The sequence below is a fragment of the Cryobacterium sp. TMT1-2-2 genome, from assembly GCF_004403505.1.
In the GTDB taxonomy this organism is placed as follows: Bacteria; Actinomycetota; Actinomycetes; order Actinomycetales; family Microbacteriaceae; genus Cryobacterium; species Cryobacterium flavum.
This window is the reverse complement of the sequence record NZ_SOGS01000003.1, coordinates 58,426-79,068: the sequence shown is the minus strand read 5'-3', so window position 1 is coordinate 79,068 and position 20,643 is coordinate 58,426. Positions and strand designations below refer to the sequence as shown.

Annotated in this window: 19 protein-coding genes; 12 read left to right on the top strand and 7 right to left on the bottom strand. The window is 64.9% G+C overall.

The window, feature by feature from the left end:
• Positions 1 to 62 precede the first annotated feature (62 nt).
• Positions 63 to 986: a LysR family transcriptional regulator gene (locus E3T35_RS02580; RefSeq protein WP_092338131.1), complete on the bottom strand. Its 924-nt coding sequence runs from the start codon at positions 984 to 986 to the stop codon at positions 63 to 65.
• A 63-nt stretch (positions 987 to 1,049) separates the two neighbouring features.
• Between E3T35_RS02580 and E3T35_RS02575 the strand changes: the two genes are divergently transcribed.
• The 3 genes from E3T35_RS02575 (at position 1,050) to E3T35_RS02565 (ending at position 3,550) form a co-directional block, all read left to right on the top strand.
• On the top strand, positions 1,050 to 1,238 hold the full coding sequence (locus tag E3T35_RS02575) for a hypothetical protein (protein ID WP_134377804.1): 189 nt from the start codon (positions 1,050 to 1,052) through the stop codon (positions 1,236 to 1,238).
• Between the two features lie 288 nt (positions 1,239 to 1,526).
• Entirely contained in the window at positions 1,527 to 2,075 is a 549-nt protein-coding gene (pyrE, locus tag E3T35_RS02570) for an orotate phosphoribosyltransferase (RefSeq protein WP_104090094.1), read from the top strand.
• Positions 2,075 to 3,550 carry a hypothetical protein gene (locus E3T35_RS02565; protein WP_134377803.1) on the top strand — a complete coding sequence of 492 codons (1,476 nt, stop codon included), beginning with the start codon at positions 2,075 to 2,077 and terminating at the stop codon, positions 3,548 to 3,550. Before pyrE ends, E3T35_RS02565 begins: the two co-directional genes overlap by 1 nt.
• An 82-nt stretch (positions 3,551 to 3,632) precedes the next feature.
• Here the strand turns inward: E3T35_RS02565 and E3T35_RS02560 are convergent, their stop codons facing one another.
• Positions 3,633 to 4,400: an SDR family oxidoreductase gene (locus tag E3T35_RS02560; RefSeq protein WP_134377802.1), complete on the bottom strand. Its 768-nt coding sequence runs from the start codon at positions 4,398 to 4,400 to the stop codon at positions 3,633 to 3,635.
• Between the two features lie 59 nt (positions 4,401 to 4,459).
• The gene (locus E3T35_RS02555) at positions 4,460 to 5,368 is read right to left on the bottom strand and encodes a sugar-binding transcriptional regulator (protein ID WP_134377801.1); all 909 of its coding nucleotides are present in this window, start codon (positions 5,366 to 5,368) and stop codon (positions 4,460 to 4,462) included.
• Positions 5,369 to 5,564: 196 nt separating this feature from the next.
• Between E3T35_RS02555 and E3T35_RS02550 the strand changes: the two genes are divergently transcribed.
• From E3T35_RS02550 to E3T35_RS02540, 3 genes are all read left to right on the top strand, one after another.
• Complete coding sequence (locus E3T35_RS02550; protein WP_134377800.1) at positions 5,565 to 7,139, top strand: sugar ABC transporter ATP-binding protein; 1,575 nt, start codon at positions 5,565 to 5,567, stop codon at positions 7,137 to 7,139.
• Positions 7,140 to 7,141: 2 nt separating this feature from the next.
• Positions 7,142 to 8,119, top strand: coding sequence for an ABC transporter permease (locus E3T35_RS02545; RefSeq protein ID WP_134377799.1), 978 nt, complete (start codon positions 7,142 to 7,144; stop codon positions 8,117 to 8,119).
• A gap of 84 nt (positions 8,120 to 8,203) precedes the next feature.
• Entirely contained in the window at positions 8,204 to 9,274 is a 1,071-nt protein-coding gene (locus tag E3T35_RS02540; protein ID WP_134377798.1) for a substrate-binding domain-containing protein, read from the top strand.
• An 83-nt stretch (positions 9,275 to 9,357) separates the two neighbouring features.
• Here the strand turns inward: E3T35_RS02540 and E3T35_RS02535 are convergent, their stop codons facing one another.
• A complete protein-coding gene (locus E3T35_RS02535; protein ID WP_134377797.1) occupies positions 9,358 to 10,302 on the bottom strand; it encodes a sugar-binding transcriptional regulator in 945 nt (314 codons plus the stop codon).
• Positions 10,303 to 10,793: 491 nt separating this feature from the next.
• On the opposite strand from E3T35_RS02535, the gene E3T35_RS02530 reads away from it, so the two are divergent.
• The 4 genes from E3T35_RS02530 to E3T35_RS02515 all read left to right on the top strand — a co-directional run bounded on the left by E3T35_RS02530 (position 10,794) and on the right by E3T35_RS02515 (position 15,312).
• Positions 10,794 to 11,831 (top strand): NAD(P)-dependent alcohol dehydrogenase, encoded by a 1,038-nt coding sequence (locus E3T35_RS02530; RefSeq protein ID WP_134377796.1) that lies wholly within the window; start codon positions 10,794 to 10,796, stop codon positions 11,829 to 11,831.
• A gap of 24 nt (positions 11,832 to 11,855) precedes the next feature.
• Positions 11,856 to 12,614 carry an SDR family NAD(P)-dependent oxidoreductase gene (locus E3T35_RS02525; RefSeq protein ID WP_134377795.1) on the top strand — a complete coding sequence of 253 codons (759 nt, stop codon included), beginning with the start codon at positions 11,856 to 11,858 and terminating at the stop codon, positions 12,612 to 12,614.
• Positions 12,615 to 12,643: 29 nt separating this feature from the next.
• Complete coding sequence (locus E3T35_RS02520) at positions 12,644 to 13,027, top strand: alcohol dehydrogenase catalytic domain-containing protein (RefSeq protein ID WP_241988707.1); 384 nt, start codon at positions 12,644 to 12,646, stop codon at positions 13,025 to 13,027.
• 275 nt (positions 13,028 to 13,302) lie between these two features.
• Positions 13,303 to 15,312, top strand: coding sequence for an HNH endonuclease signature motif containing protein (locus E3T35_RS02515; RefSeq protein ID WP_166789807.1), 2,010 nt, complete (start codon positions 13,303 to 13,305; stop codon positions 15,310 to 15,312).
• A gap of 342 nt (positions 15,313 to 15,654) precedes the next feature.
• On the opposite strand, the gene E3T35_RS02510 is transcribed toward E3T35_RS02515, so the two are convergent.
• Complete coding sequence (locus E3T35_RS02510; protein WP_104090116.1) at positions 15,655 to 16,455, bottom strand: HAD-IIA family hydrolase; 801 nt, start codon at positions 16,453 to 16,455, stop codon at positions 15,655 to 15,657.
• A gap of 220 nt (positions 16,456 to 16,675) precedes the next feature.
• Here E3T35_RS02510 and E3T35_RS02505 point away from each other — a divergent pair, with 220 nt between their 5' ends.
• On the top strand, positions 16,676 to 17,947 hold the full coding sequence (locus tag E3T35_RS02505; RefSeq protein WP_134377792.1) for an ATP-binding protein: 1,272 nt from the start codon (positions 16,676 to 16,678) through the stop codon (positions 17,945 to 17,947).
• Between the two features lie 13 nt (positions 17,948 to 17,960).
• On the opposite strand, the gene E3T35_RS02500 is transcribed toward E3T35_RS02505, so the two are convergent.
• Both E3T35_RS02500 and E3T35_RS02495 read right to left on the bottom strand, forming a co-directional pair.
• Positions 17,961 to 18,605, bottom strand: a complete 645-nt coding sequence (locus tag E3T35_RS02500; RefSeq protein ID WP_134377791.1) for a metal-dependent transcriptional regulator — start codon at positions 18,603 to 18,605, stop codon at positions 17,961 to 17,963.
• Positions 18,606 to 18,626: 21 nt separating this feature from the next.
• Positions 18,627 to 19,898: an Nramp family divalent metal transporter gene (locus E3T35_RS02495; RefSeq protein WP_134343915.1), complete on the bottom strand. Its 1,272-nt coding sequence runs from the start codon at positions 19,896 to 19,898 to the stop codon at positions 18,627 to 18,629.
• Between the two features lie 74 nt (positions 19,899 to 19,972).
• Between E3T35_RS02495 and E3T35_RS02490 the strand changes: the two genes are divergently transcribed.
• The gene (locus E3T35_RS02490) at positions 19,973 to 20,608 is read left to right on the top strand and encodes an RNA methyltransferase (protein WP_134377790.1); all 636 of its coding nucleotides are present in this window, start codon (positions 19,973 to 19,975) and stop codon (positions 20,606 to 20,608) included.
• Positions 20,609 to 20,643 lie beyond the last annotated feature (35 nt).

The following is a 20,643-nucleotide window of genomic DNA, read 5'->3' as shown; positions in this document are numbered from 1 at the left end:
ACACCCCGCGAGAGCGCAAAAAGTGCCCGATTGGCCCATCCAATCGGGCACTTTTTGCGCTCTCAACGAGCTGTTACGGTGCTGTGGGATTGCTCAACCTTGGCGGCCTCGGATTGCAGGGCCTGGATGACGGTGCGCACGGCTAAGCGCTCGGCTCGGTCGGGGCGCATCAGAGCCACGATCTGCCGCTGCGATTCGATGCCGCGCAGCGGTTTGAGCACGAGTCGACCGGGCTGCCCGCCACCCGAGGTATACCGCGGCACGAGCGCAATGCCGAGTCCTGCAATCACGAACGATTCGATCAACGCAAGGTCGGCGAACCGCTGCGACATCGACAGGCGGGCGCCGGCCTCCTGCTCGATCGCGTGCAGAATGCGTTCGAACGGGTAGCCGTCGGTCACACCGATCCAGGTCTCGCCGATCAGGTCGCGTGGGCCAACCCAGGCGCGATCGGAGAGCGGATGCCCCACCGGCAGTCCCACATCCAGCGGCTCGGTCATGAGTGGAACAACCGTGAGGCCACGCCCGGCCCAAGAGAGCTGGCCGCTCATGGAGTGCGCGAGCACAATGTCGTACTCGGCAGTGAAGGCGGGAAAGTCGCTCAGCTCCGGGTCTTCATCGGCGCAGTTGAGCAGGAGGTCCGGCCCCAGAATCTTGATGACGCCGGGCAGCAGCATCTGGCCGGCCGTGGGAAAGGTGACCAGGCTCACTTCACCCGAGGCGTGGTTGCGGAATTCGTCCCAGAGCGCGGTGGCCTTCGCGAGTGATACCGCCACATCCGCTGCGCTGCGGGCGAGGGCGCGGCCAGCCGAGGTGAGCACGAGTCCGCGACCCTGACGCTGGGTGAGCGGCAACCCGGCTTCGCGTTCGAGCACTTTGAGTTGCTGGGAGACCGCCGACGGGGTGCGGTGAGTGGCCAGGGCGACCGCCGTAACGCTGCCGCGGTCGGCGAGTTCGCGGAGCAGTTCGAGTCGTTGCACGTCCATGTAGCCAACCTACACAATGCGTGCAGAATAATACGATTGTGCTGCACGGTCGGGAGTGGTCAAATGAGAGGGTCACACACGAGCAATGTCGCCTCCGTGCCGGGCCACTCCACCTCCTTCGAAAGGCATCTCGTGTTCATCCTCATCGCCATCCTGCTCGTTGCCGTTGTTTCCATCGCAGCCCTCGTCGTCGAGGTTCACCGCGACGGCTACCGTCAGACCGAGCGTCGCAACCTCGTTCGCATCTTCTAGGCTCCGCCCCCGAGATTCACGGGAGCGGCCTGCGAAAAGAGCCGCTTGCCGGCTTGTTTTGCGGCTTTTGCTTGTGTTTTCTGGGTGTCGGCGGGGGCGGGGGTCACCCGCTCCCCGCTCAGACATTGAGGCGTTCCGGAGGCCTCCGCGTGTTTCGACAAGCTCAACAATCGGCGTGCGCGGGACGCCGCCACACATCAAAACTCGCAACCCCGCGGAAACTACCCTGCCCCCGCCTCGTGTTCTGGACACGGAGGGGGCTGCTGGGCATGCCCTAAACTGGCGATTGTGACTGATACGCGGCAGAAACTCATCGACTTCATCTCGGCCGAGGCCGTTTTTCACGGAGACTTCGTTCTCACCAGCGGCAAGAAGGCCACGTACTACGTGGACCTGCGCCGGGTGAGCCTCGACCACCGGGTGGCTCCACTGATCGGGCAGGTCATGCTCGACCTGATCAAGGACGTGCCCGATGTCGTCGCCGTTGGCGGCCTGACCATGGGCGCCGACCCGATCGCCGCCGCCGTCATGCACCAGGGCGCGGCCCGCGGCGCGACCTACGACGCCTTCGTCGTGCGCAAGGAACCGAAAGACCACGGCCGTGGACGCCAGGTTGAAGGCCCCGACCTCGCCGGCAAGCGCGTGATCGTGCTCGAAGACACCTCGACCACCGGCGGGTCACCGCTCGCCGCCATCGAAGCTCTGCTCAAGGTCGGCGCCGAGATCGCCGGCGTCGCCGTCGTGGTCGACCGCAACACTGGTGCTCGCGAAGTGATCGAGGCCGCCGGCTACCCCTATTACGCCGCGATCTCCCTTGAGGACCTGGGGCTCAACTAGTGGCATCAGACGACGAGCGGGGAATCGACTGGCTCGCGTCGCAGCTCGACCCGGAAACCACCGGTGCCGGGGCTGACTCGCCGGACGACTCAGCTGCCAAAGCTACAGATGATGCTAAAACGGATGCCGCCAAACCGGATACCGCCGCACCCACGAGCCGCTTTGGTCGCCGCGCGCGCCGAGCCAAGCCGGTCGTCGACGAGCCCGAGGTCGCCGAGCCCGTTGAGCCGCCCGTTCCGGCAGTTCCGGCCGGGCCGGCTCCCTGGTGGACCACCCCGCTGCCGCAACCGGTCGAAGCAGAAGCCGCCGCCGGCGCCGCTGATTCCGCGGATGACGCTGCACCGGCCACTCATGCCGAGCCCGAAGTCATTCCGCCGAGCGATAGTGAGCCAGAGCCGGACCAGCAGTCCACTGCAGGGGCCGAGCCCAGCGCGGACGATGTCGTGGCGGCCGCAGCCGATCCCGCCCCAGCCATTCCAACGGCCGAAGTTCCGGCCGCAGTCATCCCGGCCGTCGTTGTGCCAGCCGCGAGCGAACCGAGTATGAGCGAATCGGCAGCCGTCGAACCCGTCACGGACGGTCCGGTGACGGCCGCCCCAGTAAGGGCAGAGGTTGTTGCTGCTGAGCCCGTCGCGGCCGACCACGAAACGGCCACGGTCGCCTCTGTCGAACAGCTCGCGCCGGCGTCACCGGCCGTTGTCGCGCCTGAGCCTCTCGAGGCGCAGGCCACGGCCGCAACCGAGTTGCTGCCGGTCTCTGCAACGGATACTCATGCGCCCGACGCGGGCGCGGGCATCCGCTTGGCCGAGGCCGAGGCCGAGGCCGACGCCGAAGCCGACCAGCCAACGCACACTGAGGCGCCGAGTCGACACCGGTCCCGGCGAGTCCTTGCCGGGGGAACGCAGGCCACCCTAGTCTGGACCGCCGTCGGGCTGCTTGCCCTCATCGTGCTGGTTGGGCTGTTTTATCTCGGCCAGCGTCTGGTCGCGAGTCCGGTAGCGGCTCCGGCACCGACCCAATCCGCGACGCCGACGCCGACGCCCACGCCGACCCCCACGCCCACCCGGACCCCGGAGATCACCGCGGTGCAGGCCGCCGGTGCGCACGAGTGGAACACCTTGTTCGGTGGCGAGTGCCTCGAACCGTATGTCTCGCCGTGGGAGGAAGAGTTTACGGTGGTCGATTGCGCCGTCGCACACACCGCCCAGCTGGTCCATCGCGGCAGCTTCGGCGGCGACGCGACCACCGTGTTTCCGGGCGAGGCCGCGCTCGCCGCCCAGATCAACCTGCTCTGCACGGCACCCGGCATCCTCGACCTGAACGCCGCCGGCGCCTACCCGAACCTGCAAATGCAGGGCAGCTACCCGATCACCGACGAACAGTGGACCACCGGCCCGCGCAACTACTACTGCTTCGTAAGCCGAGCCTCGGCCGAACCGCTGGCCGCGACCATCATGGGCACCGGTCCGGCCTGACCCGCGCGGCCTGCTGCAGGCGCGAGCGGATGCGGCCGGCAGGCCAGCCGCCGCCTGCAGCTTCTTTCAGCCTGAAGCAGGGCTAAAGCGCCGTGTAGCCACCGTCGATGACGATGGTCTGCGCGGTGACATACGCGGACGCATCCGAAGCGAGGAACGTCGTGAGTCCGTGCAGATCTTCGGGCTCACCCATGCGACCGAGCGGGATCGTGCTGGTCCATTGGGTGGCCAGGTCAGGATTCTCCGTGGTGAACTGCCGGGTCATATCCGACAGAAAGTAACCGGGGGCTATCGCGTTCACACGAATTCCGGACTGCGCCCATTCCACGGCTAGAGACTTGGCGAGGTGGCTCACCGCTGCCTTGGACGCGCTGTAGGACGCCTGAAACTGGGGGACATTGACGATGAGGCCCGACATCGATGCGACGAAGATAACTGATCCCGGTGCACCAGATGCGAGAAGTCGCCGCGCAAAGGACTGGCTGGCGAAGAAGGTCCCGTTCAGGTTCACCTCGATCACCTTGTTCCAGGCCGCCGGCGTCACGTCGACGCTATCGCCCCACAGCGTCATCCCCGCGGCGGTCACGAGCAGGTTAGCCGTTCCCAACTTCGACTCCAGTGCGGAGAATGCTGCATCCAGCGCCGCGGCATCGGTCACGTCGACCCGAACACTCGCGGTGGCCACACCATAGTCGCGGGCCAGAGTCGCTGCAGATTCGGCGACACCGTCGAGCAGGTCGATCAGGCCAACGGAGACACCCTGGGCTGCGAGAGCGGTCGCGAGTGAATAGCCGAGCCCGCGGGCTCCTCCGGTGATGACGGCGACTTTGCCGGTCAGGTCTGCATGCATGCGGTTACTCCAGGTCTGGTTGTGAGTTGAGGTCGGACGGAACGCGCCGATGACGCGCTCTAAACCGGCTGGCTCAACAGCCGTTGGGCCAAACCGGTATCGGTGACGAGCGAGGTGATGAGTCCGCTGTCGATTGCGCTGCGCACCGCCGCGGCTTTGAGAGTGCCGCCAGCCAGGCCGATTACGTCGGGAATGGCGCGCAGCTGAGCCGAGCTGACGGCCACCGACCGGTCGACGACGGTGTCGATCTCCTGGTTGTGCGGATCGAGCAGGGTGGCTGCTACCTCGGCCAACACGTTTCGGCTCAGCAAATCGTCGAGCACACCGATATTTCGGGCGTTGTCGTAGAGCTGGGAATCCGGTGGATTCCAGCTTCCGATGGCGACGACGGCCTTGGTGACGCCGTCGAAGCGGCGGAAGGTCTCATGAATAACCGGGTCGCTGCGCAGCGCTATAGCTGTCGCACGATCTTTCACCAGCAGGGGTGCAAAAATCGGGTAGGCGTTACCGCCGGATGCCTGGGCGATGCGACGCACGATGTCGATACCGTTCTCGCGTACCGGTCCGGCAACACCGGCGAGTTGCACAACCTCGCAGTGCGCGATCTCGCCAATGTGATGGGCCATGTGGCTGAGCGTACGACCGGCGGTGACGCCCAGCACGTCGCCGTCGACGACGATCTCGCTCAGAAGTTGGGCGCCGACTCGCCCCAGGGCTTCCTGCACTACCTCGGGGCGCGGGCTGGGGGTCATGACGGCGATGGCCCGCTTCAGACCAAAACGTTTCTGGAGGGCAATGGAGATGTCCAGATCGACGACGCCGGGCATTCCGATATCGATCGTGACGATCCCCAGCTCAATCGCCTGCTCCAGGAGCCGGGCAACCTTGAACCGGGAGATTCCGAGCTCTTCAGCGATCTCGATTCTCGACCGGTTGCCGATGAAGTGACGTGTCGCCACGTCGGCCATTTGTTCTTCATCATTCCGTTTCAACGCAACTCACTTCCATTGACCTTGGCGGCGCTCAAGGTTAGCACTTCGCTCATTTGTGCACGCTAGTTTCTCATATGTATTTTTTGAGGTTAGAGTTTGAAAACATCCGTTTTACGTGGTTGATCGCAATGAGGCTCTGTCACCAGCACTCCTTGCGCGAAAGGTGAGGCTAATGACAGACGAATTCGGCACCCTGGAGTGCCGCGACCTGACCAAGGCATTCGGTGGCGTACCGGTGCTCAAGGGGATTTCGCTGTCGCTGGCTCCCGGAACCATCACTGCTCTGGCGGGTGAAAACGGCGCCGGCAAATCCACGCTCATGAAGATTGCGTCCGGCCAGTACCGGCCAGACTCTGGTGAAGTGCTGGTGCGTGGAGAGAGCCTGCCGAGCGGTAATCCGCAGGCGGCGTATCGTCTCGGGGTCGCCATCGTTCCGCAGGAACTCGCCTCTGTTCTCGAGATGACGGTCTATGAGAATATCTTCATCGGCCGCGAACTGCGCGGGCCGCTGGGCCTGCGGCGCCGGGCCATGATCGACTCCGCGCGGGAGATTCTGCACGTCTTCGGCGTCGATATTGAGCCGACTCAACGCATGGGGAGCCTGCCGGTCGGTCTGCGCCAGATCGTCGAAATCGTGAAGGCCACCAACACCGGAGCACGTGTCATTCTGCTCGACGAGCCCTCCAGCGCGATCGCTGAGCGTGAAGTTGGCCGGCTGATCGAGGTAATGCGCACCCTGCGCGACCGCGGAGTCGCCCTCCTGTTCACCACTCACAAGATGGAAGAAATGCGCGCACTCGCCGACCGCGTTCTGGTGCTGCGGGACGGTGAGCTCGTGCTCGATGAGCCCCTGCGCAACCTTACCGACGACGACATCGTCACGGCCATGATCGGTCGCGAACTCGAAGGCCTCTTTCCCGAACTTCCCGAGCCTGGAACAGAAATCGTGCTGGAGATCGACAACCTGCAGGTCATCGGTGCTGGCGCCCCACTCAGCCTCACCGTGCGCCGCGGCGAGATCGTAGGCCTGGCAGGGCTCGTCGGCGCCGGTCGAACGGAACTCTTGGAAACTGTGTTCGGCATTCGCAAGAGCACGGCCGGCTCGATTGCCGTGAAGGGTGTCACGGTCAAGGGAGGCACGCCGGCAGCGGCAATTGCGGCACGCATGGCCTTTGTACCGGAGGATCGCAAGGGTGCCGGTGCCATCCTCTCGATGAGTGTGCTCGACAACGCCACGCTGCCCCGGATCCAGCAATTCTCGGCGGGGGGACTGCTGCGGCAGGGCCTCCGACGTTCGCAGGTTCGCGAAGCCATGGACGCCGTGAAGCTGCGCAGCCGAGGACTGGACCAGTCCATGGAGACGCTGTCGGGAGGTAACCAGCAGAAGGTGGTGCTCGCACGCTGGCTCACCTCCCCGGTTGACGTCCTCATCCTCGATGAGCCGACCCGTGGTGTTGACGTGGGTGCCCGTAGCGAGATCTACCGCATCATCGTCGACCTCGCAGCGGAAGGCATGGCCGTCGTCATGGCATCCAGCGATATGCCGGAAATTCTGAGCCTGTCGCACAGGGCACTTGTCCTGCGAAACGGCATCATCGCCGGTGAGCTCAACGCCGAGCAGCTGGCGCATCCCGGGGTGCAAGACACGATCTTTCGGCTGGCCAGCGGACTCGATGGCATCGACCCCGCCGCATTGACCGTTCCCGCCAGTGCAGACCCGTCCACGAACAAGCAGAAGGACAACTGAGCATGACAATTACCCAGGACACCACGCGACGATTCTCCGGCCAATGGTTGCAGGACCTCGCGGTTCGCTACGCGATGGTGATCGTGATGGTTCTCATCATCTCGTTCTTCCTCTATCGCAGCGCACGATTCGGAACCGTCGACAATGTCGTCACGATCCTCATCGCTGCGGCGCCGTTTGCGCTGATCGCACTCGGTCAGACCCTCGTTATTCTCACCGGCGGTATCGACCTGTCCGTCGGCAGCATCATCGCGCTCAGTGCGATGTCGGGCGCCCTGACCGCCAAGACGTTCCCCGACCGCATCTGGCTGGCACTGCTCGTGGCCGTGGCCGTGGGCCTCATCGCCGGTTCGATCAACGGGTTGGTCGTCTCGGTGATCAACGTGCCACCGTTCATTGCGACGTTGGGCATGCTTACCCTGGCATCCGGCCTGGCCTTCGTCGTGGGCGGGGGCGCACCAATCAACGGGCTGCCGGAAGCCTACGGCCAGATCGCCAACACTGAAATCTTCGGGCTGACGATCCCCGTGATCCTGATGATCGTCAGCATCGTGGGTTTCGGCATCATGATGAAGCGAACCGCCTACGGGATGCGCGTCTACGCCGTCGGCGGCAATCGTCTGGCCGCCGAGATCGCCGGTGTCAAAACCGGGCGCATCCTGTTCAGCGTCTACGCGATCAGCGGCGCGCTCGCGGGGCTCTCCGGAATTATGCTCTCCTCGCGCGTGATCAGCGGGTCGCCGAACCTTGGCCAGGGCTACGAACTCGACGCCATTGCGGCCGTCGTGATCGGCGGCGCCAGCCTGCTCGGTGGCCGCGGCACCATCTGGGGCACTGCGCTCGGGCTCCTGCTCATTCAAACCCTCAATAACGGACTCGATATCCTCACTGTCCCCGCCTACTGGCAGGACGTCATCAAGGGGGTGCTCATCGTCACGGCCGTCGCGGTCGACGTGTGGGCCTCCAAACGACGCGTTTAGCTTCGTCGCCACTCACTTGGCCCACGTGCATTCGCACTGGCGCCATCCACTCCCGGCACCGGGAAACTCAACACGGAGGAATCAATGAAGATCACAGGCAACATCCGTCGCGCGACCGGAATCGCGATTGCAGGGCTCACCGCGCTCTCGCTCACCGCGTGCGGCGCGGGCGACCCCACGGCCAATCAGGGCGCGGACGCCGGCGACCGGGTCACGATCGGTGTGACGGTTTACGACATGTCGTCGTTCATTACTGAGGGCAAGGAAGGCATCGACCGTTATGCGGAAGAGAATGACATTGACATTCTCTGGAATTCAGCGGGCATGGATGTCAGCACCCAGGCGAACCAGATCGACCAGTACATCAGCGCTGCCGTTGACGCCATCGTCGTCGTACCGGTGCAGCTCGAGACCCTCCAGCCGCAGGTTGCTGCGGCCAAGACTGCCGGCATTCCGTTCCTTGACGTGAACGCAACGCTGAACAATTCCGAAGTTGCCGGCAGCGTTCAGCCCGACGACGTCACGGCTGGCGAGCAGGAAGCCGAGATGATGATGGAAGCCCTCGGCGGCTCCGGAAATGTCGTGATCCTGCAGGGCCCCCTCGGCGGATCCGGTGAAATCAACCGTGGCCAGGGAATCGACAACGTCCTGGCCGAAAACCCCGGAATCACCGTTCTGGCCAAGGACACGGCCAACTGGAGCCGCGACGAAGCCATCAACAAGGTCAAGAACTGGATCTCCGCGTTCGGCGGCGACATCGACGGTGTCATCGCCCAGAACGACGACATGGGCCTCGGCGCCGTGCAGGCGCTGCGCGAAGCCGGCATCGAGGGCGTGCCCGTTGTGGGTATCGACGGCATCGAAGACGGCCTGAACGCTGTTCAGAACGGTGACTTCATCGGCACGAGCCTGCAGAACGGTACCGTTCAGCTCGCCACCGGTGTCGCGGTCGCCGCAAAGATCGCCCGCGGAGAAGACGTCGACAAGAACCTCGTCTACCTCATGCCCCCGATCACGACCGACAACGTCGGTGACGCTATCGAGCACGTTGTCAGCGACCGTCCGACGTTCCTCGACGCGCTCAGTGAACTGATCGCTGGCAACCTCATCACGGGCGATATCGCCTTTGAAAACCTGCCGGGACAGGGCGAGTAGCTAGCGTCCTATTGACACAACGGTGGCGCCGCTGGCGAGAAAGTTTTCTCGCCAGCGGCGAAACCGTTTGCGTGTGCGCCGGGTCACTGAACTCGCTGGGCGCCGCCCAGAAGTCGTTGGGCCGTGTGGGAATCGGTCGCCAGAATCGTCACAATCCCGGTATTGAGCGCCGCCCGCAACGCCTCCGTCTTCTTCGCACCACCGGCCACGACGATGACCTCGGGAATATCACGCAGCTGGTCGATGTCGATCGCGAGCGTGCGGCCCTCGAGGGCCGGCACGCGCTGGCCTCGCTCATCGAGCAGGGTGGCGCTGATCTCGGCGCGTACGCCGCGTGCGAGCAGTTCGGCGCGCTCCTCGCCGCTGAGGGCATCACTGAGTTGCGACTCCGGTGGTTCCCAGCTGCCGACCGCGAGCACCGCCTTGGTGACTCGGCTCATCCGCTGAAATGTGGCTTGAATGGATGGCTGACGTTTGAAAGCTTCGGCAGCCTGCGAATCGGAAACGACGAGCGGGGCATAGATCGGGTACGGGCGACCGCCAGAAATCTCGCAGATTCGTCGCACCAGATCGCTGGAGGTCTGGCTGGGATCCCCGGCCAGGCCGGTGAGCTGCACGACATCGCACGGCGCGAGCCGGTCGAGCTGATCCACGATGGCCGTGAGGGTGCGTCCACTTGCAATGCCCAGCACGTCGGACTCCGTGACGATCTCGGTAAGCAGGTTGGCCGTAATCCGCCCCAGTTCGGTGCGAATGGCCGGGCTGAGATCGGTGGTCGTGTTGGCCACAATCGCCCGGTTCAGTCCGTAGGCCTTCGCCAGTCGAGAAGCGAGATCGGCGTGCAGGGTGCCGGGGGTATTCACCCGAATGGTGACGAGCCCGGTTTCTCGGGCGCGCGCGAGAAGACGAGCGACTTTGAAGCGTGACATGTCGATATCGTCCGCGATTTCGACGAGAGATTTTCCGGCGCGATAGTGCTGCTGGGCGACAAAAGCCATCTGAACAAGTTCGCTGGGACCGATATCCATGACTCTCCTTGACCTCGGGCTCTACGCGAGAATCCATTCTCGCACGCTAATTCTCTCATATGAGCGGGCAACTTGACATTTGAGTACGGCCCCATCAGGATAAAGATCTAGACAAAAGAGAGTGTCCGGGGTTCATGTGAGCGACAACGACGTTTCGGTGCTGGAAGCAGCGTGTGCCTTCATGCGGCGAGCAGCACCCCGAGGATTCGTGGGCGACTTTCACCACGGCGATTGCCGCTGCGAAGGCCGGGGCGGGTTTGACTGACCCGATTGTGGGCCTGGACATCGCAGGGCAATGCCACAGACTCGTCGCCCTCGACCGCACCCATCGGGTCGTTCGATTGGCGGATGTTGCCGGTCGGCGTTGACGGCGGCGTCACCTCAGTGGTGGCCGACTCCGCCCGCTCCCTGGGCGCCGAATACATCGTCTCCGGCCGAGCCCTATTTTTCAGTCCCTACGAATCCCACCCAGTTCAGAGAGAAGACTAGTCATGGCCAGTTCATCCACGCTCCCGGCGACAATGCGAACGAGCGTTTTGCTGAAACAACAGGACTTGACGATCGAGGACCGTGCCGTGCCCACGGCCGGCGCCGATGAGGTGCTTGTAAAGGTGGCCGCGGTCGGCGTCTGCGGCTCCGACGTGCACTACTACCGCGAAGGCCGAATCGGCGACTTCATCGTCGATGCCCCTCTGGTTCTGGGCCATGAGCTCAGCGGCACCATCGTGGCGGTCGGAGTGGACGTCGATCCCGCTCGCGTGGGGGAGCGCGTGGCCGTGGAACCGCAGCGCGCCTGCCGGCTGTGTCGGGAATGCCGCGCGGGCCGGTACAACCTGTGCTCCAAGATGGAATTCTACGCAACCCCGCCCATCGACGGTGCCTTCTGCGGCTACGTGACGATCCAGACCGAATTCGCCCACGCAATTCCCGACTCGGTGTCGTTTGAGGTTGCCGCCCTGCTGGAGCCGCTCTCGGTCGCCATCGCGAGCATCCGCAAGGCTGGTATCGTCCCCGGGTCATCGATTCTCATCGCCGGCGCCGGCCCGATCGGCATTATCACCGCCCAGACCGCGCGGGCCTTCGGCGCGAGCGAGATCATCGTCTCCGACCTGATTGCAGCCAAGCGTGAGCGTGCGCTGAAGTTCGGAGCCACCCGGGTCATCGACCCCGTGGCCGAAGACCCGGCAACGCTGGGCCTTGACGTGAACGCGTTCATCGACGCCAGCGGTTCCGCGCGGGCCGTGGACAGCGGCATCCGCTCGGTGCGGCCAGCCGGCACGGTCGTTCTGGTGGGGCTCGGCAACCCCGAGATGATCCTGCCGGTGTCGCAAATTCAAAACCTGGAACTGACCGTCACCGGCATCTTCCGCTACGTGGACACCTGGCCGACCGCTATCCACCTGGTCGCCTCCGGACAGGTCGACCTCGACTCGCTCGTGACCGGCAAATTCGACCTGGAGCATGTCGCGGAAGCCCTCGACAGCGATCGGAACGAAGACAGCCTCAAGTCCATCGTCTACCCGAACTAGTCCCGAGAGAAACGGAGCACCACCATGAATGTATTCAGCCTCGAAGGAAGAACAGCCCTAGTCACCGGCGGCAACCAAGGGCTCGGCAAGGCCTTCGCGTTCGCGCTGGCCCAGGCCGGCGCCCACGTCGCAATCGCCGGGCGAAGCGCCGAACGCAACGCCGCCGTTGCGGTGGAGGCCAAGGCTGCCGGGTATGACTTCGTCACTATCCAGGCCGACATCACCAAAGACGATCAGGTCGCCCGCATGACCGAGGAAGCCATCACCGGCCTCGGCAAGATCGACATTCTCGTGAACAACGCCGGCACCTGCTACCACGCACCGGCATTCGATGTCACCGACGACGAATGGGCCGCGGTCTGGGACCTCAACGTTCGCGCGCTCTGGAAAGCGAGCCTGTCGGTTGGTGCCCACATGCGCACCGAGGGCAAGGGCGCCATCGTCAACATCGGCTCGATGTCGGGGATCATCGTCAACCGCCCGCAAATGCAGCCCGCGTACAACGCCTCGAAGGCGGCCGTGCACCATCTCACCAAGTCTCTGGCGGCCGAATGGGCCCCACTCGGAATCCGCGTGAACGCGGTCGCCCCCGGCTATGTCAAGACCGAGATGGCACCGGTCGACCGGCCCGAATTCCAGCGTTACTGGGTTGAAGACGCACCGCAGCAAAGGTTCGCCCTGCCCGAGGAGATCGCGCCCTGCGTGGTCTTCCTGGCCAGCGAAGCAGCGTCGTTCATCACCGGTTCGATACTCGTCGCCGACGGCGGCTACACGGTCTACTGATCTGGCAGCCCTCAGCAATCGTTCGCGTCGTGGTCAACTCCGCCACCGATGTCGTGCTCGAGAATATCGAAATACCCGTTCCCGGCGCCAATGAGGTGCTCGTGTGCTCCACCGTGGTGGGAATCTGCGGGTCGGACATGCACGCCGCGCACGGGCGGCATCCGTTCATGTCGTTGCGGTTTCGGCCAGGCCACGAGGTCGTCGGCGTCGCCTCTGGTGCGGGAGCGGATGTTGACCCCGCATGGATCGGCGCTCGTGACCGTGGGAACGAGCGCCCCGTAGGTTCGACCGCGTGGCCGAAAGCTACACGCGCGAGCGGATGCTGCCGGCGCGGCCGGCCGCGCCGGCAGCTGTGGCCAGCCTGGAGCGGTCATGAGCACGAAGCACCCGAAAATGCGCGGGCTCGTGGCTGAGTTTTGAAGCCCTTCGGGGCTGACGTTGATTCTGTGGTCCCGGCGCAAACGTTTGGGCACATTCGTGATGAAAAATCAGTCATAAATTCGTAGGCTTGGCGCTTACAGTAGACGCTTCGACGATGAATCACGCCTGATGCTCCCTGTTTTTCCTCATGGACGTGGCCTCATTGGTGACGAGCGTAAATCAGGCGGCCCAATTTCTCGCGGGGATTATTTTTGAGGTTCTCTCGCTTTTGTGTTCGATTTACGGTAGAATTGGCGTGAAGGAGGCAATGGCGCCCATGTTCGTGGAAAACCCGAGCGAGGCCAGTTCGAACCCCGTCGTTGTGGCGGTGGAGCAGGCTCGGGAGATTCTGTTGGCGGCGTTGGGTGGGGTGTCGTTCGGGTTGCTGGGCGATGAAGAATCACTGACCCTGCTGCTGGCGGTGGAGAGCGTGGGCCGGGTCGTCGACGGGGCCCGGGTGCTCTCCACGACCGACGTGCTGCGCCGCTCCCAGTACTTTGATGCTGCCGCAGCGAAAGCCGCCGCTCAGGCGGCTGGTGATCAGAGTGTCGCCGCCGCGGGCAGTGCTGGTTCGCATAATGCTGGTTCTGACAATGCTGCTGCGCAATCCGTGACCCCGGAGGGTGCTGCGGCTGATGCGGCCGCGCCAAGCGTGGCGGGTGCGGCGGCGACTCTGGCAGCGCCGACGCTGGCCCGTCGGCTCGGCTGCCGCAGCGGCGTCGAACTCGTCTGCACCCTCGCCCGACTGTCCCGCAGCGAGGTGCGTCAGCGGTCCGCGCTCGGTGAGAAAGCCGGCCAGCGAATGCTGCTCGGCCGCCCGCTGGCCCCCACCTACCCCGTTCTCGGTGACGCTCTGCAGGGCGGGGGGCTCGGGCTGGAACAGGCGCGGGTGATCGTGCAGGTGCTCGACGGCCTGCGCTCCGAGGTGCTGGCCTCCGACCTCGACCGGGTCGAACGCTCCCTGGTCGCCAGCGGCTCCGGGGCGATCACTCCCGAAACTGAAGGCCTGCCCGGTGCTGGCATCGCCTTCGCGCCGGAGTTGCTGCGGCAGCAGGGCATCCAGTGGAAGGCACGCCTCGCCCCCGACGGCACCGCGCCCGGCGAGACCCCGACCGAACGGCGCAGCTGGCTCACCTTCGGCACCCTCAGCAACGGCGGCTACAGCCTCAACGGCTGGTTCACCACCCTCGACCGCGCCATCGTTGGCAACGTTTTTGATGCGTACCTGTCCGCCGCGGCGGCCAACCCCGTTCCCGGTGCCGGAGGCACTGCGACCCCGGCGTCCGGCACCGCCTCTGGCACGGCTTCCGGCGCGGCGTCCGGTACGAGTCGAGTTTCCGACGCCACTCCGCGCGCGCTGGTCGCGTTCCGTGAGACCGAACCCGAACCCGACACCACAAACGACAATGACGAGAACGGCGAGACCGAAGCTGGGGTCGACGGCGCGCAGATGGGTATCGACGGCCAGAACCGCCAGAACAACCAGAACTGCGACAACGAAGCGGCACAAGAAGCGACCAGCGAGGCGCGGAACGCCACCGCGGCGGGCCAAGCCACCGAAATTGGCCAGGCGGGCGAGGCGGGTGCGAAAATGGAGGCCAGCGACACGCTCGGCGCCGACCCACCCGACCCGCTCAGTCCCGACCCGCACGGTCCGTGCCCGCAGCACCCCGACGACACCCGCTCCCGTAGTGAAAAGCAGGCCGGGATCCTCCGCGCCGTGTTTGAAGCCGCCGCCCGGCACCCCGACACCCCCACCATGGGCGGAGCCGCCCCCACCGTGCTCGTACACATCAACATCAACGACCTCCTCGACGGCCGCGGCGCCGGCTGGATTGACGGCATCGACGGCCCCCTCACCCCCAACCAAGTCGACGAACTCATCTGCGCCGGCGGCTACCAACCCATCCTGTTCGGCCACAACGGCACGATCCTGCACCTCGGCGCCAGTAACCGGTTCTTCACCGCCAGTCAACGCCGAGCATTGGCCGCCCGCGATGGCGGCTGCGTCATCCCCGGCTGCACCGTGCCACCCCATCTCACCCAGGTTCACCACGTCGTCCCCTGGCGCCAGGGCGGCCTCACCGATATCGATAACGCCGTGCTGATCTGCAATGCCGCCCACTCAAGCATCGACACCTCAGGCTGGGACATCGACATGCGAGACGGCCGCCCCTGGATCCGCGGCCCGCTCCTGTTCGACCCCACCCAAACCTGGCGCCCCGCCGGCCAAAACCGCGCCGCCACACCAGCCGAGAAACCCAACTGGGACAAGTAGCCCGAACTGCACTCGACCGACGGAATGGCTGGGCGGCGCAGCCAGCCATCGCAGGACTGTGGCGGTCTCGATAGGCTCGACCAGGGGTTGCTGCGGTTCTCGCGATCAGATACGGGGCTCTGGCCGGTTCGACCAACGGGGGTGTTCCCGAGATCGGATGCGGGGTCGCCTTGGCCCGCTCGACCCGGGGATGATGGCGTTCCCGAGATCGGCGCGGCGATCCCGTGGCTGCTCGACCATCCTCGACCAGCGGTGGGTGGTACCCGGGGCGTTCGGTGGTGGCTGTTCCGTGGCGATCTCAGGCGGGGCAACGCCGCAGGCCGGCGCCTGTGGAGGAGGCGCCTAGATCTCGTCGCTCTCGATGAGCTCCGGCGAGAGCAGCTCGTGCACGCCGGCCACGATCTCATCGGGCCGAAACGGGTAGCGGTTGATTTCGGCTTCGTCGCTGATGCCGGTCATTACGAGAATGGTGTGCAGCCCGGCCTCAATGCCCGCGACGATGTCGGTGTCCATGCGGTCGCCGATCATGCCGGTGTTCTCCGAGTGCGCGCCGATCTTGTTCATCGCCGAGCGGAACATCATGGGGTTGGGCTTGCCGACGACGTAGGGTTCCATGCCGGTGGCCTTGGAGATCAGCGCCGAGATCGCGCCGGTCGCCGGCATCGGGCCGTCCTTGCTGGGCCCGGTCGCATCGGGGTTGGTCGCGATGAATCGCGCGCCGCCCAGAATCAGCCGGATCGCCTTGGTAATCGCCTCGAACGAGTAGTTGCGCGTCTCGCCGACGACCACGTAGTCGGGGTCGGTCTCGGTCATGATGAACCCGGCCTCGTGCAGCGCGGTCGTGATGCCGACCTCACCGATCACGAAGGCGGTGCCGCCGGAAACCTGCGACTTCAGAAAATCCGCCGTCGCGAGGGCGGAGGTCCAGATGCGGTCCTCCGGCACATTCAGCCCGCTCGAACGCAGCCGGGCGCTCAGGTCGCGCGGGGTGAAAATGGAGTTGTTGGTGAGCACCAGAAACGGCGTGCCCGAGTCGGTCCACTGCTGCAGCAGCTCGGCCGCCCCCGGAAGGGCCTGGTTCTCGTGCACGAGCACACCGTCCATGTCGGTGAGCCAGCATTCGATCTCGTCGCGTCGTGCCATCAGGCGCTCCTTTTCGTCGACTCTCAGCCTAGCTGCGCGACGTTTCCCCGCGGTTACGGGTATCGCTCAAATAAGCGGATGCCGCCGCGTGCTCCCACGTCGCCGCTCGACGGGCCTCAGCCACCAATTTCGGAAATAGTAAAGTACGGCCTCCGGAAACGGTAACGCACAGGGACTTGAAACAGTAAAGTATGAGCCCCAGAAATGGTAACCTAGCCCTATGGACTACTCGCCGCGCATCGTCGATGCCGAATTGACAGCCATGCTCGCCGGGTTGCCGGCCATCGCCCTCGACGGGCCAAAGGCTGTCGGAAAGACTGCCACAGCGTCGCGGAGGGCTGGGTCCATCATTCAGCTCGACGATCCGGATCAGCTCGCATTGCTGCAGGCAGACCGCGAGCGGATAACGAGGTTGTCGCGCCCGGTTTTGCTTGATGAATGGCAGACGTTTCCAGCGATTTGGGATACCGTTCGCCGCAGCGTCGACCACGATGCACGGCCAGGTCAGTACATCCTGGCCGGCAGCGCAAGCCCGACGAAGGCGCCTGCGCATTCCGGTGCCGGCCGTATTGTGCACCTGCGGATGCGACCGATGGCCTTCTCCGAGCGGCAGCTCACCCCGCCTACAGTCTCACTAGGGACTCTTCTTGCCGGCCCGCCTGCAGCAATAGAAGGCGCAAGCCCACTGACTTTGGAGGACTATGCCTCCGAGGTGACGCGGTCGGGGTTTCCGGCGATCCGACTCCAAACGAAGGAATATAGATCGGCAACGCTCGACGGCTATCTCTCGGCAATCGTTGAGCACGATTTTCCCGAGGCGGGGTATGCGGTCAGGCGTCCGGCAACGCTCAGAGCGTGGCTGGCGGCCTACGCTGCAGCCAGCTCGACGACGGCGAGTTACGACAGCATTATCCGCGCGGCGACTCCGGGCGATGCAGTCAAACCCTCAAAAGCCACCGCGCAGGACTACCGGGAAATGCTCACCAAGCTGTGGCTCTTGGACCAGGTTCCCGGCTGGCTGCCGAGCAGAAATCGCCTCAAAGGATTGGGGCAGGCGCCCAAGCACCACCTCGCCGACCCTGCGCTGGCCGCGCGCCTCCTCCGTGTTTCAGCGGAGACGCTGATCAATAAGGCAGATATCGGCCCGGCTGAACTTCGCAACGGTCCGATGCTGGGCGCTCTGTTTGAATCCCTGGTGACTCTGAGCGTGCGCGTCTACGCACAAGCTGCGGGGGCATCTGTGCATCATTTGCGAACCCACGGCGGCGAGCACGAAGTGGATCTCATTATCGAGCGACCGGACGGCCGGGTGGTGGCGTTGGAAGTAAAGCTGTCCGGAACCGTAGACGATAAGGACACGCGGCATCTGAGATGGCTGGCCGATGAGATCGGCCCGGACCTCGTGGATTCGGCGGTTATCACGACCGGAAAAGTCGCCTACCGGCGCACTGACGGAATTGCGGTAATTCCCTTGGGGCTGCTCGGTCCGTGAAAGCTGCCCAGCCTCAGGCAGTCACCCAGATTGACGCGGCCGCAGCGGGCGTGACCAGGCGACTCTGGCCATCCGCTAGAACGATGGTCAAGGGCGCGCTGAGTGTGAACTCGGTGCCCGGCCCGATCAAGTCGGCGGCGAGCACGCGCAGCACGGACGGGTCGCGGTCACTGATTCGCAGCACGGCAGCCCGGTGCCCGACCGTGGCGTCGGCCAGCAGCACGGCCGGCGGCCGCAGCACGGTGCCATCGGCGGCCGGAATCGGGTCGCCGTGCGGATCGTGCGCCGGAAAACCGAGCCGCGCGTTGATGGCTTCGAGCAGGCGATCCGAGATGGAGTGCTCGAGAATCTCGGCTTCGTCGTGTACCTGGTCCCAGTCATAGCCCATCTCGCCGACCAGCCAGGTCTCGATCAGGCGATGCCGCCGCACGACGGCGGTCGCACGCAGCCGGCCGGCATCCGTCAGCGCCAGTGGGCCGTAGGGAACGTGGGTGATGAGCCCGCTCGCTGCAAGCTTTTTGACCATTTCGGTGACGGATGACGGTGCCACGCCCAGTCGCACCGCGAGCGCCGACGGGGTGATCAAATCGGTCTGCCACTCGGTGTGGGCATAGATGGTCTTGAGGTAGTCCTCGGCCGCGCCGGTCGTGTGCGTCATAACCCTCTCAGGGTATCCGGGTCACGCGCCGGTGAACACCAGTACGAGCAGTACCACGTTCAACGCCACCAGCGCCAACGCGCAGACGACCCCGGCAGCGGTCGTGAACCAGCGATTGGTGAAGGTTCCCAGCAGGCCGCGCTGGGCGGTGAGCCAGACCAGCGGAATCAGCGCGAACGGAATGCCGAACGACAAAACCACCTGGCTGAGCACGAGCGCCTGCGTGGGGTCGAACCCCACCCCGAGAATGAACAGCGCCGGAATCAGCGTGACCAGTCGGCGCAGCAGCAGCGGAATGCGCACGTGCAACAGGCCGTGCATGATCTCGGCCCCCGCATAAGCCCCGACCGAGGTCGAGGCGAGCCCCGACGCGAGCAGCCCGACGGCGAACAGGGTCGCAACGATCGGCCCGAGCGTGTCCTTCAGCGCCGCGTAAGCGCCCTCGAGCGTGTCGGTTCCATCCACACCCTGCAAAGCGGATGCCGCGAGCAGGAGAATCGCCAGGTTCACCGTTCCGGCGATCGCCATGGCAATGGTGACGTCCCACTTCGTGGCCCAGAGCAGGCGACGCGTGGCCACGATGCCCTGCCACTCCGGAAACCGGTCACGGGTGAGCGACGAATGCGCGTAGATGGCGTGCGGCATGATCGTGGCACCCAGGATGGATGCGGCGAGGAGCACCGAGTTCGACCCCTCGAAGCGGGGCACCATTCCGGCGAGCACGCCACCGCCATCCGGCGGGGAGATAAAGACGCCGGCCGTGAAACCGATCGTGATAATGAGCATGAGCGCGATGATGACGCGCTCGAAGATGCGCGGCCCCCGTCGAGAATGCACCATGAGCACGACCATGGAGATGGTGCCGGTGATCACGCCGCCCCAGATGAGCGGCAGGTTGAACAGAAGGTTGAGGGCGACCGCGCCGCCGATGATCTCGGCCAGGTCGGTGGCCATGGCAACGAGTTCGGCCTGGATCCAGTACAGCCTGCGCGCGGTGGGCCGCTTCATGCGCACGCCGAGGATCTCGGGCAGGCTCGCCCCGGTGACGATGCCGAGCTTCGCCGAGAGGTATTGGATGAGCCAGGCCATGACGTTGCCGGCGACCACCACCCAGACCAGCAGGTAGCCGTAGCGGGCACCGGCGGTCATATTGCTCGCGACATTGCCCGGGTCGAGGTAGGCGACCCCGGCGACGAGGGCCGGTCCGAGCAGCCAGAGCAGGCGGCTGGAGGCGACCGTGGTGGGAGCCTTGGCGAGCACGCGGTCAGGGGCGGGGGCATCCGTTTTAGACATACCGAAACCCTAGCCAGAATTTAGGCGCACCGAAACCCCAATTCTGGGCGGAGTTGGCAGGATACGGTTGGGTAGTGTCAGAATCTGCAGTCGACAACTCCACGCCAGAGCGCTCAACCTACGGCGTCGGTCCCTGGCCGGGGGAATGGCCGAGCGAAGACCGTTACGACGCCGACCTGCTCGAGCACGGCGACACCCGCAACGTGATCGACCGCTACCGCTACTGGAATATGGCCGCGATCGTGGCTGACCTGGACGAGCATCGGCATCCGTTTCACGTGGCCATCGAGAACTGGCAGCACGACATGAATATTGGCTCGATCGTGCGCAGCGCCAATGCGTTCGGCGCCGACACGGTGCATATCATCGGCCGCAAGCGTTGGAATAAGCGCGGCGCCATGGTCACCGACCGTTACCAGCACGTGCTGCACCACGTGGATGTCGCCGCGTTCGTCGAGTGGTGTTTGAAGGGTGACTTGCCGATTATCGCCATCGACAATGTGCCCGGCAGCGTCATCATCGAGACGTTTACATTTCCCGAACGCTGCGTGCTTCTGTTCGGTCAGGAAGGCCCCGGCCTGTCGGAAGCGGCCATCGCCGCCGCCGATTCCATCGTCGAAATAAGCCAGTTCGGCTCGACCCGGTCGATCAACGCCTCGGCGGCCGCCGCCGTGACCATGCATGCCTGGGTGGTTCAGCACCGGTTCTGATCTTTACTGGTTTGCGGGCTGAATACGGGCTAGCG